We start from the raw sequence: 12532 nt of genomic DNA, 5'->3' as shown, positions 1-12532 counted from the left end.
GGTACCAGGCACGCTAATGTAGGGACCGACCAAAAGCGTCGAACTACTCGAGCGTTGCCCTCACGGGTTGCGCGGGCTACTAGATAGGAGGCCGTGTGGAACTGCTCCTCCTCACCTCCGACCCCAACCCGGAAGCTGTACTACCGGCGTTGGCGTTGCTGGCGCACTCGGTTCGGCCTGCCCCCACAGAGGTTTCCTCGCTACTCGAGGCAAGTTCCGCGGACGTGGCATTGGTGGATGCGCGCACCGATCTGGCTGCCGCACGCGGGTTGTGTCGATTGCTCGGAAGCACAGGATCCGCAGTACCTGTGGTCGCCGTCCTCACCGAAGGCGGACTCGTTGCCGTCAACGCCGACTGGGGGTTGGACGACATCCTGCTTCCCGGTACCGGTCCGGCTGAGGTGGACGCCCGATTGCGGTTGTTGGTCGCCCGCAGCGGCGGTGTGGCCAGCCCGGAAGCGTCGGGAAAGATCACGCTGGGCGAACTGGTTATCGACGAGGGGACGTACACGGCACGACTGCGTGGACGGCCCCTTGATTTGACTTACAAGGAATTCGAGCTGCTCAAGTACCTCGCGCAGCACGCCGGACGGGTATTCACCCGGGCGCAGCTGCTGCAGGAAGTGTGGGGCTACGACTTCTTCGGCGGCACCAGGACGGTCGACGTCCACGTGCGTCGTCTGCGGGCGAAACTCGGCACCGAATACGAGTCCTTGATCGGTACAGTCCGAAATGTCGGATACAAGGCAGTGCGTCCGACCAGGGCCAAGGGGGGCGCAGCTGCTCCCGTTCAGTTCGAGGACGACGAAGACGTCGACTACGACGCGGCCGACGGATCGGTGGTCTGACGTGGGTTGGACAGATTCACTGCCGGCCGGATCCGCAGAGCAGGTTTCCGCGCTTCTCGATCGCGCAACCGAGTTCGACGGCAAGGCGCCCGTGTCGGAACAGGGGCGCCATGCCGTTGCCGGGCGCGGCGCCGCGCGACATTTCCTCGAACTCGACGGCGATGCGGTCGTCGGTTATGCGCAGCTGCAAGCCGGTTCGGACGAGCATCCCGACATGGCCGAGGTGGTGGTCGACCCGCAGGCGCGGCATCGCGGCATCGGAACCAGGCTTGCCACAGCGGTATTCGACGAAGGCCGGCCGGGCACGCGAGTCTGGGCGCACGGAAACATCGACGCCGCAGTCGAATTCGCCAAGAGCCTCGATCTGGTCAGCGTTCGTGAACTCCTGCAGCTGCGTCGACCACTCGATGCCCCGCAGCTTCCGGAAATCGTTGTGCCCGAAGGTGTGACGATTCGGACGTATCGTGGACCCGAAGACGATTCCGAGATCCTTCGCGTCAACAATGCGGCCTTCTCCTGGCATCCCGAGCAGGGTGGCTGGACCCAGGCCGAGGTCGATGAGAGAACGGCCGAAGGTTGGTTCGACCCCGCCGGTCTGTTCATGGCGTTCGCGGACACCGATCCCGATACTCTCCTCGGCTTTCACTGGACCAAGGTGCACGCACCCGAAGGTGACGATCCGGAGCTGGGGGAGGTGTACGTCGTGGGGATCGATCCCGCGGCGCAGGGACGCGGCCTCGGCCGAGTGCTGACTCTCGCGGGCATGCATTACCTGCGTGATCGCGGCCTCGGAACCGTCCTTCTGTACGTCGAAGGCGACAACACGGCCGCCCTCCACACGTACGAACGACTCGGCTTCGATCGCTTCCACGTGGACATGGCTTACGCCCGCGCGCTCTGACGTCACAGTCGGACACGCAGAAATGTCCAGTCTGTTCATTCTCCGTTAACCATGTGTGGTCCAGCCGGACACCGCGCCCGCCTACTTTTCTCTGTGGGCAGCGCCGTGTTGCCTGATGCAGATTTCAATCATTCTGCGTCTCATGTCGCCGCCCGATCGTGGGCGTGGCGGTAGCGATTTCCGGAGGATCTTGGTGAATCTCAAGCGCAGTGGTGCCCTGCTCGGTGTAGTGGCCGTGGGCGCCATGACCTTGGCCGCATGTGGCAGCGACAACAACTCGTCGTCGACGGGTGTGGACGCGTCCGCATCGAACGCAACGTGCGAAGGCAAGAGCAACCTCTCTGCCGCTGGTTCCTCGGCACAGAAGAACGCCATGGACCAGTTCGTCGCCACTTACATCTCCGTGTGCCAGGAAAAGGGCAAGACGGTCAACGTCGCGTACAACCCCAGCGGTTCGGGCGACGGTCGTACACAGTTCATCGCCGGCCAGATCGACTTCGCCGGCTCCGACTCGGCCATCAAGGACGAGCAGGCCGACAAGGCCAAGGAGCGTTGCGTCGGCGGCGAAGCCTGGAACCTTCCCCTCGTCTTCGGCCCGATCGCAGTTGCATACAACCTCGACGGCGTCGACAAGCTCGTTCTCAACGCAGAGGTTCTCGCGAAGATCTTCAACGGCGGCATCACCAAGTGGAACGATCCGGCAATCGCCGCGCTCAACTCCGGTGCATCGCTTCCCGACGAGAAGATCACCACCGTGATCCGCTCCGATTCCTCGGGTACCACCGACAACTTCCAGAAGTACCTCGACGCGGCATCGAACGGTGCTTGGACGTCGGGCGCAGGGTCCGACTTCACCGGTGGCGTCGGTGAGGGCGCCAAGGGTTCGGCGGGCGTTGCACAGGCAGTTGCCACGGCACCGGGTTCGATCACCTACGTCGAGAAGTCGTTCGCCGATCAGAACAAGCTCTCGGTTGCCGAAATCAACACCGGCTCCGAGGCAGTCGCACTGACCAACGACACGGCCGCGAAGTCGATCGCAGGCGCGAAGTTCAAGTCCGACGCAACCGGCGACCTGACGCTCGACCTCGCGTCGATCTTCAAGACCAACGAAGCCGGCGCCTACCCGCTGGTTCTCGCCACGTACTCGATCGTCTGCTCCAAGGGCTACGACGCGGACACCTCCGCAGCAGTGAAGTCGTTCCTGACGAGCGCGGCCAACGAGGGTCAGGCCAACCTGGCCGAGCAGGGTTACGTCCCGCTGCCGTCCAACGTCCAGGATCGCCTCAACGCGTCCATCACGGCAATCAGCTGACCTAGAGACTCGTGCGGACAAGCTCATGGATCTACATTCAGACGTGAAGGAAGTGAGCGCGCATGAGTGACGCGCCCATCACCTCGACATCTCGTTCTCCCGGCCCCGCAACCAGCGGGGCCGGGGTGGGCGGTCCGAACGGCACCACGGAGGACACGATTACTTCCACCAAGGCTCCAGAAACCGAGCATCCTCCGAAGGGTGACGGTCCGGGTAGCGGCAACAGCAAGACGGTGACCCGTCCGGGTGACCGCATCTTCAGCTCGCTCGCATCCGGTTCGGCAATCTTCATCACGGTTGTCATCGCGGCGATCGGCGCGTTCCTGATCTGGCGTGCTGTTCCTGCTTTGAGCCGGAACCAGGTCAACTTCCTGACCAGCCGTGAATGGGTCACGCAGAACATCAACGCGATGGCGTTCGGTGTCCTCGATCTTTTCCAGGTCACGGTGTTGGTCTCGCTGTTCGCCCTGGTGCTCGCGATGCCGATCGCACTGGGCATCGCGATCTTCCTGACTTCGTACTCACCCAAGTGGCTCACGCGGCCACTGTCGTACACGATCGACCTTCTGGCAGCTGTGCCGTCCATCGTCTACGGCCTGTGGGGACTTCTCGTCTTTGCTCCGGCGATCACCCCGGTCGCGGTGTGGCTCAACGACACTCTCGGCTGGTTCCCGCTCTTCGCCGACGGCAGCGGATCGATCACCGGCGGCGGCACCATCTTCACCGCAGGCATCGTCCTCGCCGTGATGATCCTTCCGGTCATCACCGCAGTGACCCGCGAGGTGTTCATCCAGACCCCGCGATCACAGATCGAAGCCGCACTCGCCCTCGGCGCCACGCGCTGGGAAGTTGTGCGCACCACGGTCATCCCGTTCGGTAAGTCCGGCTACATCAGCGGCTCGATGCTCGGTCTCGGACGCGCACTCGGTGAGACGATGGCGCTCTACCTGATCCTGCGCACCACCTCTCAGGCCTTCGGCTGGTCGCTGTTCGACGGCGGCTCGACCATCGCCTCCAAGATCGCCCTCGGCTACGCGGAGTTCAACAACGACATCCAGGCAGGCGCGTACATCGCGGCCGGACTGGTGCTGTTCGTACTGACCTTCGTCGTCAACGCGGCTGCCCGCGCAGTGATCGCCGGAAAGAAGGACTGACCCATGACCTCCACTCTGGACCGGCCGGTCAAGGCCCCCACTTTCCAAGGCGTCGGCGCCCGTCGTCGTGCCAAGGACGTCATCGCGACCATCCTGGTGAGCCTGGCAGTCGTCATCGCGCTCATCCCGTTGGTCTGGGTGCTCTTCACGGTCATCGCCAAGGGCCTGCCCGCTCTGACGTCGCCTACCTGGTTCACCAACTCGCTGAGCGGATTGACGGCGTCGGCCGACGGCGGCGGTATCTATCACGCATTGATCGGCACCCTGCTGCAAGGCATCGTGTGCGCGGTCTTCTCCATCCCGCTCGGTATCTTCGTCGCGATCTACCTGGTGGAGTACGCCGACCGGAAGTCGAAGCTGGGCAAGCTGACCACGTTCATGGTCGACATCCTCAGCGGTGTTCCGTCGATCGTGGCTGCGCTGTTCATCTACGCCCTGTGGATCGCGACCTTCGGCTTCCCCAAGTCCGCGTTTGCGGTGTCACTGGCTCTGGTCCTTCTGATGGTCCCGGTCGTCATCCGCTCCACCGAGGAAATGCTGCGCATCGTCCCGATGGATCTGCGAGAGGCGTCGTACGCGCTCGGTGTGCCGAAGTGGAAGACCATCTCGAAAATCGTTCTGCCGACGGCACTTCCCGGCATCATCACCGGCGTCATGCTGGCCCTGGCCCGCGTGCTCGGTGAGACCGCACCGCTGCTGATCCTCGTCGGCTACGCACCGTTCATCAACTTCGACCTGTTCAACGGCGAAATGGGCACACTGCCTTCCGTCATGGTCGCCGAGATGAACAACCCCACCGACGCCGGCACCAACCGCATCTGGGGCGCAGCACTGACCCTGATCCTGCTGATCGCGATCCTCAACATCGTCGCGAAGCTGATCGGTCACTTCTCACAGGTCAGAAGTAAGTGATGCGGCCTCGGAACATGTTCGTACTCAACAGCGTCAACAACTCAGTAGGGAGCCGGTAATGGCCAAGCGTCTGGATCTCAAGGACGTCAACATCTACTACGGCAAGTTCCACGCCGTCGCCGATGTGGGCCTGTCCGTCCCGCCCCGGAGCGTCACCGCCTTCATCGGCCCGTCCGGTTGCGGCAAGTCCACCGTTCTCCGTTCACTCAACCGCATGCACGAAGTGATTCCCGGTGCGCGCGTCGAGGGTTCGGTGCTGCTCGACGGCGAGGACATCTACGGCTCGAACGTCGATCCGGTCGGTGTTCGCAAGACCATCGGCATGGTGTTCCAGCGACCCAACCCCTTCCCGACCATGTCCATCAAGGACAACGTCGTCGCGGGCTTGAAGTTGCAGGGCGAGCGCAGCAAGAAGAAGCTCGACGAGGTGGCCGAGCGTTCGCTGCGCGGTGCCAACCTGTGGAACGAGGTCAAGGATCGCCTCGACAAGCCCGGTGGCGGCCTCTCAGGCGGTCAGCAGCAGCGTCTGTGCATCGCGCGTGCCATCGCGGTCTCGCCCGACGTCCTGCTCATGGACGAGCCGTGCTCCGCGCTCGACCCGATCTCGACTCTCGCGATCGAAGACCTGATCACCGAGCTGAAGAAGGACTTCACGATCGTCATCGTCACGCACAACATGCAGCAGGCTGCGCGTGTGAGTGACCAGACGGCATTCTTCAACCTCGAGGCAACCGGCAAGCCCGGTCAGCTCGTCGAGATCGACGACACCGAGAAGATCTTCTCGAACCCGACGCAGAAGGCCACCGAGGACTACATCTCCGGCCGCTTCGGATAGGTCCCGGGATCAACCCTGCATGATCATGTTTCACCCCCGTTTCCAACAGGAGACGGGGGTGAAACTTTTTGGTTGTGGTGATAGTTCCCACTCCGGTGCGCAGAGCTGAGCGTCGTTGGGCGCCCGAATAATTCGATGAGCAGCGCAAGTGCGCCGAGTGGGCGCTGAAGTAGCCGACGATGTGAATCTCGTGGATACTGACGACGCTTCGGACAATGCTAATCTCGGCCCGACAGCACGCTGTCGATCGATGTCGTTTCACAACCGGAAGGGCTTGTCAGTGCACCTCACCCCTTCAGATACCGAAAAGCTGCTCCTGAGCGTCGCGGGCATGGTCGCCCGTGACCGCCGCGAGCGCGGGGTACTGCTGAACTACCCCGAAGCGATGGCACTGATCTCGTGCTGGATTCTCGAGCGCGCGCGTGACGGAATGACGGTTGCGGAACTGATGAACGCCGGTCGGCAAGTGCTCACCCGCGACGACGTGATGGAAGGGGTACCCGAGATGATTGCAAACGTCCAGGTGGAGGCCACTTTCCCGGACGGTCGCAAGCTGGTCACCGTGACGGAGCCCATTCGATGATTCCCGGCGAGGTACGTGTGTCCACCGAACCGCTCGAGTTCGGCACGGACGCGGAGAAGATTACGATGGTCGTCGTCAACGACGGCGATCGCCCCATTCAGATCGGTTCACATCTCCACCTTCCCGCGGCCAACCCGGCGTTGACCTTCGATCGCGAAGCGGCAGACGGCTTCCGGCTCGACATCCCCTCGGGAACGTCGGTTCGGTTCGAACCCGGGGTCAGCAGAACGGTGACACTGATCGCGCTCGGCGGACTCAAAAGGGTTCCGGGCCTGCAGATCGTGCCGGACGAAGACCTACCGACCCATGCGCGCGAGCCCAAGACCGTCATGCCGTTCGGCACGCCCGGCGTCGAGGTCGAAGAACCTTTGCGAGCGTCCTCGGTGAACGTGCGTGTGAGTGATGTTCCAGTCGAGGCGGATTCACCGGACGACGCCGCGACGACAGTTGAGAGGACAGCCGAATGAGCAGGATCGATCGACGCGGCTACGCCTCCCTGTACGGCCCGACCGCAGGTGACCAGATCCGTTTGGCCGACACCGATCTGTGGATCGAGATCGAGCACGACTACACCGCGACCGGCGACGAGATGGTCTTCGGCGGCGGTAAGAGCATCCGCGAGTCGATGGGCCAGGGCCTGACCACTCGCGACCAGGGTGCTCTCGACGTCGTCATCACCAACACGGTGATTCTCGATCACTGGGGAATCGTCCGGGCAGACGTGGGAATTCGCGACGGACGCATCGTTGCGATCGGCAAGTCCGGTAACCCCGACATCATGGATGGCGTGCACCCCAAGTTGCTCATCGGGCCGAGCACCGACGTGATCGCCGGCGAGGGAAAGATCCTCACCGCGGGTGCTATCGACACTCACGTGCACTTCCTCAGTGAAATCGAGATGATGGAGGCGCTCGCGACCGGTACGACGACGGTGGCGGGCGGCGGAACGGGTCCCACCGAGGGAAGCAAGGCAACCACCGTCACACCCGGCGCCTGGTCGTTGACGATGATGCACCGCGCCCTCGACCACATCCCGCTCAACGTTCTTCTCCTCGGCAAGGGCAGCACCGTCAGCCATGAGGCCATGCGTCAGGAAGCTCTCGCCGGCGCAGGCGGATTCAAGGTCCACGAGGACTGGGGTTCCACTCCGGCTGCGATCGACGCAGCGCTGCGCGCAGCCGACGAGTTCGGCCTCCAGGTAGCGCTGCACGCCGACAGCCTCAACGAAACCGGTTACGTACAGCACACTTTGGATGCGATTGCCGGACGTGGGATCCACGTGTTCCATGCGGAAGGCGCCGGCGGCGGGCACGCACCGGACATCATCGTGACGGCAGGTGAGCCGAACGTTCTTCCGGCATCGACCAATCCGACGTTGCCGCATACCGTCAACACGGTTGCCGAGCACCTCGACATGCTCATCGTGTGTCATGCGCTCAATCCCCGGGTTCCGGAGGATCTTGCCTTTGCCGAGTCCCGGATCCGGCCGACAACGATTGCAGCAGAAGACTTTCTGCACGACATCGGAGCCATCTCGATCACCTCGTCCGACGCCCAGGCGATGGGCCGTATCGGTGAGGTGACCCTGCGGACATGGCAGGTGGCTCACGTCATGAAGGCCCAGTACGGCAAGCTGGGCACCAGCATGCCGGCCGACAACGAGCGTGCGCGGCGTTACGTCGCCAAGTACACGATCTGCCCCGCGGTGGCGCACGGTATCGATCACGAGATCGGCTCGGTCGAGGCCGGGAAGATGGCGGACCTGGTGCTGTGGGATCCCGCGTTCTTCGGAGTCCGTCCTTCTGCCGTGATCAAGGGCGGGGCGATAGTTGCTGCGCCGCTTGGTGATCCGAATGCTGCTATCCCGACCCCGCAGCCGGTGTTCGTTCGCCCGGCCATCGCGGCGACTCCGGGATCGGCCCCGCACCTGTCCACGACGTTCGTCTCTCCGATGGCCATCGAGGACGGTCTGGCCGATCGTCTAGGTCTCACCCGCACTCTTACCGGTGTTCGTCCGACGAGACACCTCACCAAGGCGGACATGCCGAACAACACGGCGCTGCCGTCCATCGACGTCGATCCGGAGACGTTTGCCATCAAGGTCAACGGCGACCTGATCGCGCCCAACCCCGTTGACGTAGTGCCGATGGCTCAGCGCTACATGCTGTTCTGAAACCATGTCGATCGAGACGGCGTCTGCCGAGATAGCATCGATGCTCTTGGCAGACGGGCGTCTGCCTACCGGCGGTCACGCGCACTCGTCGGGGTTGGAACCGGCACTGGCGGGCGGACTCCTGCAGAGTCAGGTCCCTGACTTCATTCGCGGTCGACTCGAAACAGTCGGACTTGTCGAGGCCGCTTCAACGGTGGTCACGCGCCGCTGGGCCGTAAGTGAGGGTAGTGCAGGCGAACTCGAGGACATCTCGAGGGAACTGCTCGCTCGGACTCCCAGCGCACCGCTGCGTGAGGCGTCGATTCAGCTCGGCCGTGGGCTGGCGAGACTGGCGTCGCGATTGTGGCCGCAGCACCCCGCGGTGCAGATGCTCATGGCGCTGCCTGGGCATCCGATGCGTCCGCTCGCGTTGGGCGTCTTCACGGCGGTCTCCGGGATGGACGACCTACAGGCAGCCAGATCTTGTTTGTACGACGACGCCCAAACGGTGGCGTCGGCGGCACTGAAGCTACTGCCGGTGGATCCGGCAGAACCGGTCGAATGGTTGCTCCGAGCAGCCCCGACCATCGAAACCGTCGCCGCGGCTGCCGTAGCCGTCGAGGGCGTCGCAGATATACCCGCAACAACAGGGCCGTTGGTCGAACAATGGTCACTCGAACACCACGCTCGATCCAGGAGGATTTTCCGTGCTTGACAACCTGAACAACACCACCACTGCTGCAAGAGGTTTGAGGCTCGGCGTTGCCGGCCCCGTCGGCACCGGCAAAAGCACCCTCATCGCCACCATCTGCCGCGAACTCGCGGCGGAGTACGAGATCGCGGTGGTCACCAACGACATCTACACCGACGAGGACGCGCGACTGTTGCGCGCGGCCAACGTTCTGCCGATCGAGCGCATCGTCGCAGTCGAGACCGGTGCGTGCCCGCACACGGCTATTCGTGACGACGTCACGCCGAACCTCATTGCGGTCGAAGACCTCGAGCGTCAGTTCCGTCCCCTCGACATGGTGATCGTGGAAAGCGGCGGTGACAACCTGACCGCCACGTTCAGCCCGGCACTGGTCGACGCCCAGATCTTCTGCATCGACGTCGCGGGCGGCGGAGACGTCGCACGCAAGGGCGGTCCCGGAATCGAGCGGGCAGATCTGTTGGTGGTCAACAAGATCGACCTGGCCCCGTACGTCGACGTCGACGCGGTCCAGATGGTTGCCGATGCCACGGCCGCGCGTGACGGACTTCCCGTTCTCGCGCTCAGCCAGAAGGATCACTCAACGATCGACCAGCTCAGTGCGTGGCTCCGCCAGGTCATCGCATCCCATCGCGCGGGTAGTCACACCCCGCAGGATCCGGGGCCGATGGCGCCGCACTTCCATGCCGATGAAGAAGACCACGGTCACGGTCACGGGCACAGCCACTCTCACGCTCACTGATGCGCACTGGAGCTACGCGGGTCGTTGTCGAGAGAGTGGGTGACACCGCTGTTGCGCGAGAGCTGATCTCGGGCGACTTCCTGGCCCCGCGGTTCGTCGACGCTCGCGGGCTCACCGTGCGAATTGCCCTGGTAGGGCACAGCGCAACGCTGTTGGCCGGCGACGACCTGCGTATCGAGTTCGTGGTCGCACCCGGTACGTGTCTCGAGGTGATCGAGCCGTCCGGGACCGTCGCGTACAACGCACGCGGTGGCCGGGCGTCGTGGTCGGCTTCGGCGAGCGTCGGCGCCGGTGCGGCGCTGATCTGGCGCGCGGCACCGTTTGTCGTCGCGGGCGGCGCGGATGTGACCAGGCGCGTGGATATTTCACTGGAATCCGATGCGGTTGCGCTGCTCGACGAGATGATCGTGTTCGGCCGGACCGGCGAAACCGGCGGTGCCCTTCGCTCGGATCAGCGCATTACCGTCGACGGTGACGCGCTGCTCGTGGAAACTCTCGACCTGCGTAGCGTGCCGGGCCGTTCGCTGCCGGGAATTCTCGGTGGCCATCGCGTGCTCGGTACGACCATGCTGTTGGGGATCAAGACTTCCGACGACGTCGAAGGGCACGTGACGCCGCTGGCGGGAGCAGGGATGCTGGCACGGGCCGTGGCCGATCACGCACACCAGGCGAGCGCAGCGTTGGATCCGATCTGGTCGCGGTGGCGTGGGCGGGTTTCGCAGAAGTACAGCGACTGATTCGCCCGACCGTCACACTTCGGGAGGCTGCGTCGTCCAGTATGTGACCAGGCCGAAGAGAGCCGGGCGCACGGGTTTGACGGAGGCATCATGCGAATTGTTGTTCTGGGCGGAACCGGCCAGATGGGAAAGCTGGTCGTCGAGCAGGCGAAAATCGGGGGCCATGACGTCGTCGCCGCCGCTCGATCGACGGGAGTCGACATCTCTACGGGTGCGGGGTTGGACGAAGCATTTGTCGGTGCCGACGTGGTCGTCGACGTGAGTGATCACGTCACCAACAGTGCCAGGAAGGCAATCGAGTTCTTCGAGACGGCAGCGAAGAACATCGCCGCGGCCGAAGCCAGGGCCGGCGTGAAGCATCACGTGCTGCTCTCGATCGTGAACTGCGACGATCCGCGATTGAAGTCCTTCGGTTACTACCAGGGGAAGGCTGCGCAGGGACGCGCGGTGGAAGCGTCGAGTATTCCTTTCACGATCCTGCGATCCACTCAGTGGTTCGAGTTCGGCGAGAAGACGATCGCGCTGTTCGGACTGGGGCCGATCGCTATGGTTCCTCGGATGCGGTCACAACCGGTGGCAGCGAAGACCGTTGCCGAGGCGCTCGTGACCTGCGCTCAGAACGGTCCGACCGGGAGGGCTCCGGACCTGGCCGGGCCCGAGGTCCTCGAGATCCCGGCCATGACGCGCGAGATCTTGAAATACCGTGGCCGACGTAAGTGGCTGATCCCGATCTCGATGCCGGGAGCGGGTAAGGCGATGAAGGGTGGGGCGCTGCTGCCCGCGCCGGGATCCACAACTGCAGGACCCACGTTGGAAACCTGGTTGCACGAGAACTGAATAGGAAAGGCGGCCGCGCAAGTGCGCGGCCGCCTTTTACTCACGTGGACGGTTGGGTTCAGAGATCCGGGTACGAGGTGAGGTTGTCGACCTTCTCGGTGGTTTCGGGCTCTTCGGGCAGCTTGCCGGTCACCAGGAAGATGACACGTCGGCCGACCTCGACGGCGTGGTCGGCGAATCGCTCGTAGAAGCGGCCGAGCAGCGTGACGTCGACTGCGGCGGCAACGCCGTGCTTCCACTCACGGTCCATGAGGACGGTGAAGAGGTGGCGGTGGAGGTCGTCCATCGCTTCGTCTTCTTCGCGCAGACGGGCAGCGCGCTCGGGGTCGCGGGTCTCGAGGACGACCTTGGCGGCCGCACCGATGGAGACAGCGATGCGTCCCATCTCGGCGAAGTAGCCGTTGACCTCTTCAGGAAGCACGTGGTTGGGATGTCGGCGGCGCGCGATCTTGGCGACGTGCAGGGCGAGTGCGCCCATGCGGTCGATGTCGGCGACGATCTGGATTCCGCTGACCACCGAGCGCAGATCTCCGGCAACGGGAGCCTGCAGGGCGAGCAACGCAAACGCGCGCTCCTCGCAGATGGTGCTGAGTTCGGTGATCTTGTCGTGTTCGCCGATTACTTGTTCTGCCAGGGACAGGTCTGCCTGGAGCAGGGACTGGGTGGCGCGCTCCATAGCGGCACCTGCCAGTCCTGCCATCTCGCCGAGCGTGTCTGCAAGCTCGGTCATCTGTTCGTTGTAAGCCACGCGCATGAGGTCAGAGCCTACGTGCCGTGAAAGACCAAGTCACAAGCACCAGGTGAACGCAA

The 12532-nt window shown here is 63.7% G+C and carries 14 protein-coding genes; 13 read left to right on the top strand and 1 reads right to left on the bottom strand.

From position 1 onward, the window contains the following. The first annotated feature begins 95 nt into the window (after nucleotides 1–95). The 13 genes from ACYP01_RS02955 (at nucleotide 96) to ACYP01_RS02895 (ending at nucleotide 11722) form a co-directional block, all read left to right on the top strand. Nucleotides 96–848, top strand: a complete 753-nt coding sequence (locus tag ACYP01_RS02955; RefSeq protein WP_003939728.1) for a winged helix-turn-helix transcriptional regulator — start codon at nucleotides 96–98, stop codon at nucleotides 846–848. Nucleotide 849: 1 nt separating this feature from the next. Continuing rightward, nucleotides 850–1749 carry a mycothiol synthase gene (mshD, locus tag ACYP01_RS02950; protein ID WP_459678620.1) on the top strand — a complete coding sequence of 300 codons (900 nt, stop codon included), beginning with the start codon at nucleotides 850–852 and terminating at the stop codon, nucleotides 1747–1749. Between the two features lie 193 nt (nucleotides 1750–1942). Then, the gene (pstS, locus tag ACYP01_RS02945; RefSeq protein ID WP_003940482.1) at nucleotides 1943–3061 is read left to right on the top strand and encodes a phosphate ABC transporter substrate-binding protein PstS; all 1119 of its coding nucleotides are present in this window, start codon (nucleotides 1943–1945) and stop codon (nucleotides 3059–3061) included. Between the two features lie 62 nt (nucleotides 3062–3123). Next, nucleotides 3124–4215 (top strand): phosphate ABC transporter permease subunit PstC, encoded by a 1092-nt coding sequence (gene pstC, locus ACYP01_RS02940; RefSeq protein WP_007733846.1) that lies wholly within the window; start codon nucleotides 3124–3126, stop codon nucleotides 4213–4215. A gap of 3 nt (nucleotides 4216–4218) precedes the next feature. After that, nucleotides 4219–5127 (top strand): phosphate ABC transporter permease PstA, encoded by a 909-nt coding sequence (gene pstA / locus ACYP01_RS02935; RefSeq protein WP_003940100.1) that lies wholly within the window; start codon nucleotides 4219–4221, stop codon nucleotides 5125–5127. 58 nt (nucleotides 5128–5185) lie between these two features. Further along, complete coding sequence (gene pstB, locus ACYP01_RS02930) at nucleotides 5186–5962, top strand: phosphate ABC transporter ATP-binding protein PstB (RefSeq protein WP_003939968.1); 777 nt, start codon at nucleotides 5186–5188, stop codon at nucleotides 5960–5962. A gap of 280 nt (nucleotides 5963–6242) precedes the next feature. Then, a complete protein-coding gene (ureA, locus tag ACYP01_RS02925) occupies nucleotides 6243–6545 on the top strand; it encodes an urease subunit gamma (protein WP_003939800.1) in 303 nt (100 codons plus the stop codon). Next, the gene (ureB, locus tag ACYP01_RS02920; RefSeq protein ID WP_007733849.1) at nucleotides 6542–7012 is read left to right on the top strand and encodes an urease subunit beta; all 471 of its coding nucleotides are present in this window, start codon (nucleotides 6542–6544) and stop codon (nucleotides 7010–7012) included. Before ureA ends, ureB begins: the two co-directional genes overlap by 4 nt. Further along, on the top strand, nucleotides 7009–8718 hold the full coding sequence (locus tag ACYP01_RS02915) for an urease subunit alpha (RefSeq protein ID WP_030535249.1): 1710 nt from the start codon (nucleotides 7009–7011) through the stop codon (nucleotides 8716–8718). The genes ureB and ACYP01_RS02915 overlap by 4 nt, the downstream gene beginning before the upstream one ends. A 4-nt stretch (nucleotides 8719–8722) precedes the next feature. Continuing rightward, nucleotides 8723–9412 carry an urease accessory protein UreF gene (locus ACYP01_RS02910; protein WP_007733855.1) on the top strand — a complete coding sequence of 230 codons (690 nt, stop codon included), beginning with the start codon at nucleotides 8723–8725 and terminating at the stop codon, nucleotides 9410–9412. Next, on the top strand, nucleotides 9405–10148 hold the full coding sequence (gene ureG, locus ACYP01_RS02905; protein ID WP_459678618.1) for an urease accessory protein UreG: 744 nt from the start codon (nucleotides 9405–9407) through the stop codon (nucleotides 10146–10148). Before ACYP01_RS02910 ends, ureG begins: the two co-directional genes overlap by 8 nt. Next, complete coding sequence (locus ACYP01_RS02900; RefSeq protein WP_459678617.1) at nucleotides 10148–10885, top strand: urease accessory protein UreD; 738 nt, start codon at nucleotides 10148–10150, stop codon at nucleotides 10883–10885. The genes ureG and ACYP01_RS02900 overlap by 1 nt, the downstream gene beginning before the upstream one ends. A gap of 90 nt (nucleotides 10886–10975) precedes the next feature. Further along, on the top strand, nucleotides 10976–11722 hold the full coding sequence (locus ACYP01_RS02895; protein ID WP_459678616.1) for an SDR family oxidoreductase: 747 nt from the start codon (nucleotides 10976–10978) through the stop codon (nucleotides 11720–11722). Nucleotides 11723–11780: 58 nt separating this feature from the next. Here the strand turns inward: ACYP01_RS02895 and phoU are convergent, their stop codons facing one another. Next, the gene (gene phoU / locus ACYP01_RS02890; RefSeq protein ID WP_003940130.1) at nucleotides 11781–12476 is read right to left on the bottom strand and encodes a phosphate signaling complex protein PhoU; all 696 of its coding nucleotides are present in this window, start codon (nucleotides 12474–12476) and stop codon (nucleotides 11781–11783) included. Nucleotides 12477–12532: the final 56 nt, after the last annotated feature.

Source organism: Rhodococcus sp. no. 34 (genome assembly GCF_054589475.1).
This window is presented reverse-complemented; position numbering and strand designations above follow the sequence as displayed.

Excerpts from the sequence above, each read along its gene's own strand:
- ACYP01_RS02910 (WP_007733855.1), top strand. The coding sequence starts at position 8,723 with ATGTCGATCGAGACGGCGTCTGCCGAGATAGCATCGATGCTCTTGGCA.
- pstC (WP_007733846.1), top strand. The coding sequence starts at position 3,124 with ATGAGTGACGCGCCCATCACCTCGACATCTCGTTCTCCCGGCCCCGCA.
- pstB (WP_003939968.1), top strand. The coding sequence starts at position 5,186 with ATGGCCAAGCGTCTGGATCTCAAGGACGTCAACATCTACTACGGCAAG.
- ACYP01_RS02915 (WP_030535249.1), top strand. The coding sequence starts at position 7,009 with ATGAGCAGGATCGATCGACGCGGCTACGCCTCCCTGTACGGCCCGACC.
- ACYP01_RS02900 (WP_459678617.1), top strand. The coding sequence starts at position 10,148 with ATGCGCACTGGAGCTACGCGGGTCGTTGTCGAGAGAGTGGGTGACACC.
- ureB (WP_007733849.1), top strand. The coding sequence starts at position 6,542 with ATGATTCCCGGCGAGGTACGTGTGTCCACCGAACCGCTCGAGTTCGGC.
- phoU (WP_003940130.1), bottom strand. The coding sequence starts at position 12,476 with ATGCGCGTGGCTTACAACGAACAGATGACCGAGCTTGCAGACACGCTC.
- pstA (WP_003940100.1), top strand. The coding sequence starts at position 4,219 with ATGACCTCCACTCTGGACCGGCCGGTCAAGGCCCCCACTTTCCAAGGC.
- ACYP01_RS02895 (WP_459678616.1), top strand. The coding sequence starts at position 10,976 with ATGCGAATTGTTGTTCTGGGCGGAACCGGCCAGATGGGAAAGCTGGTC.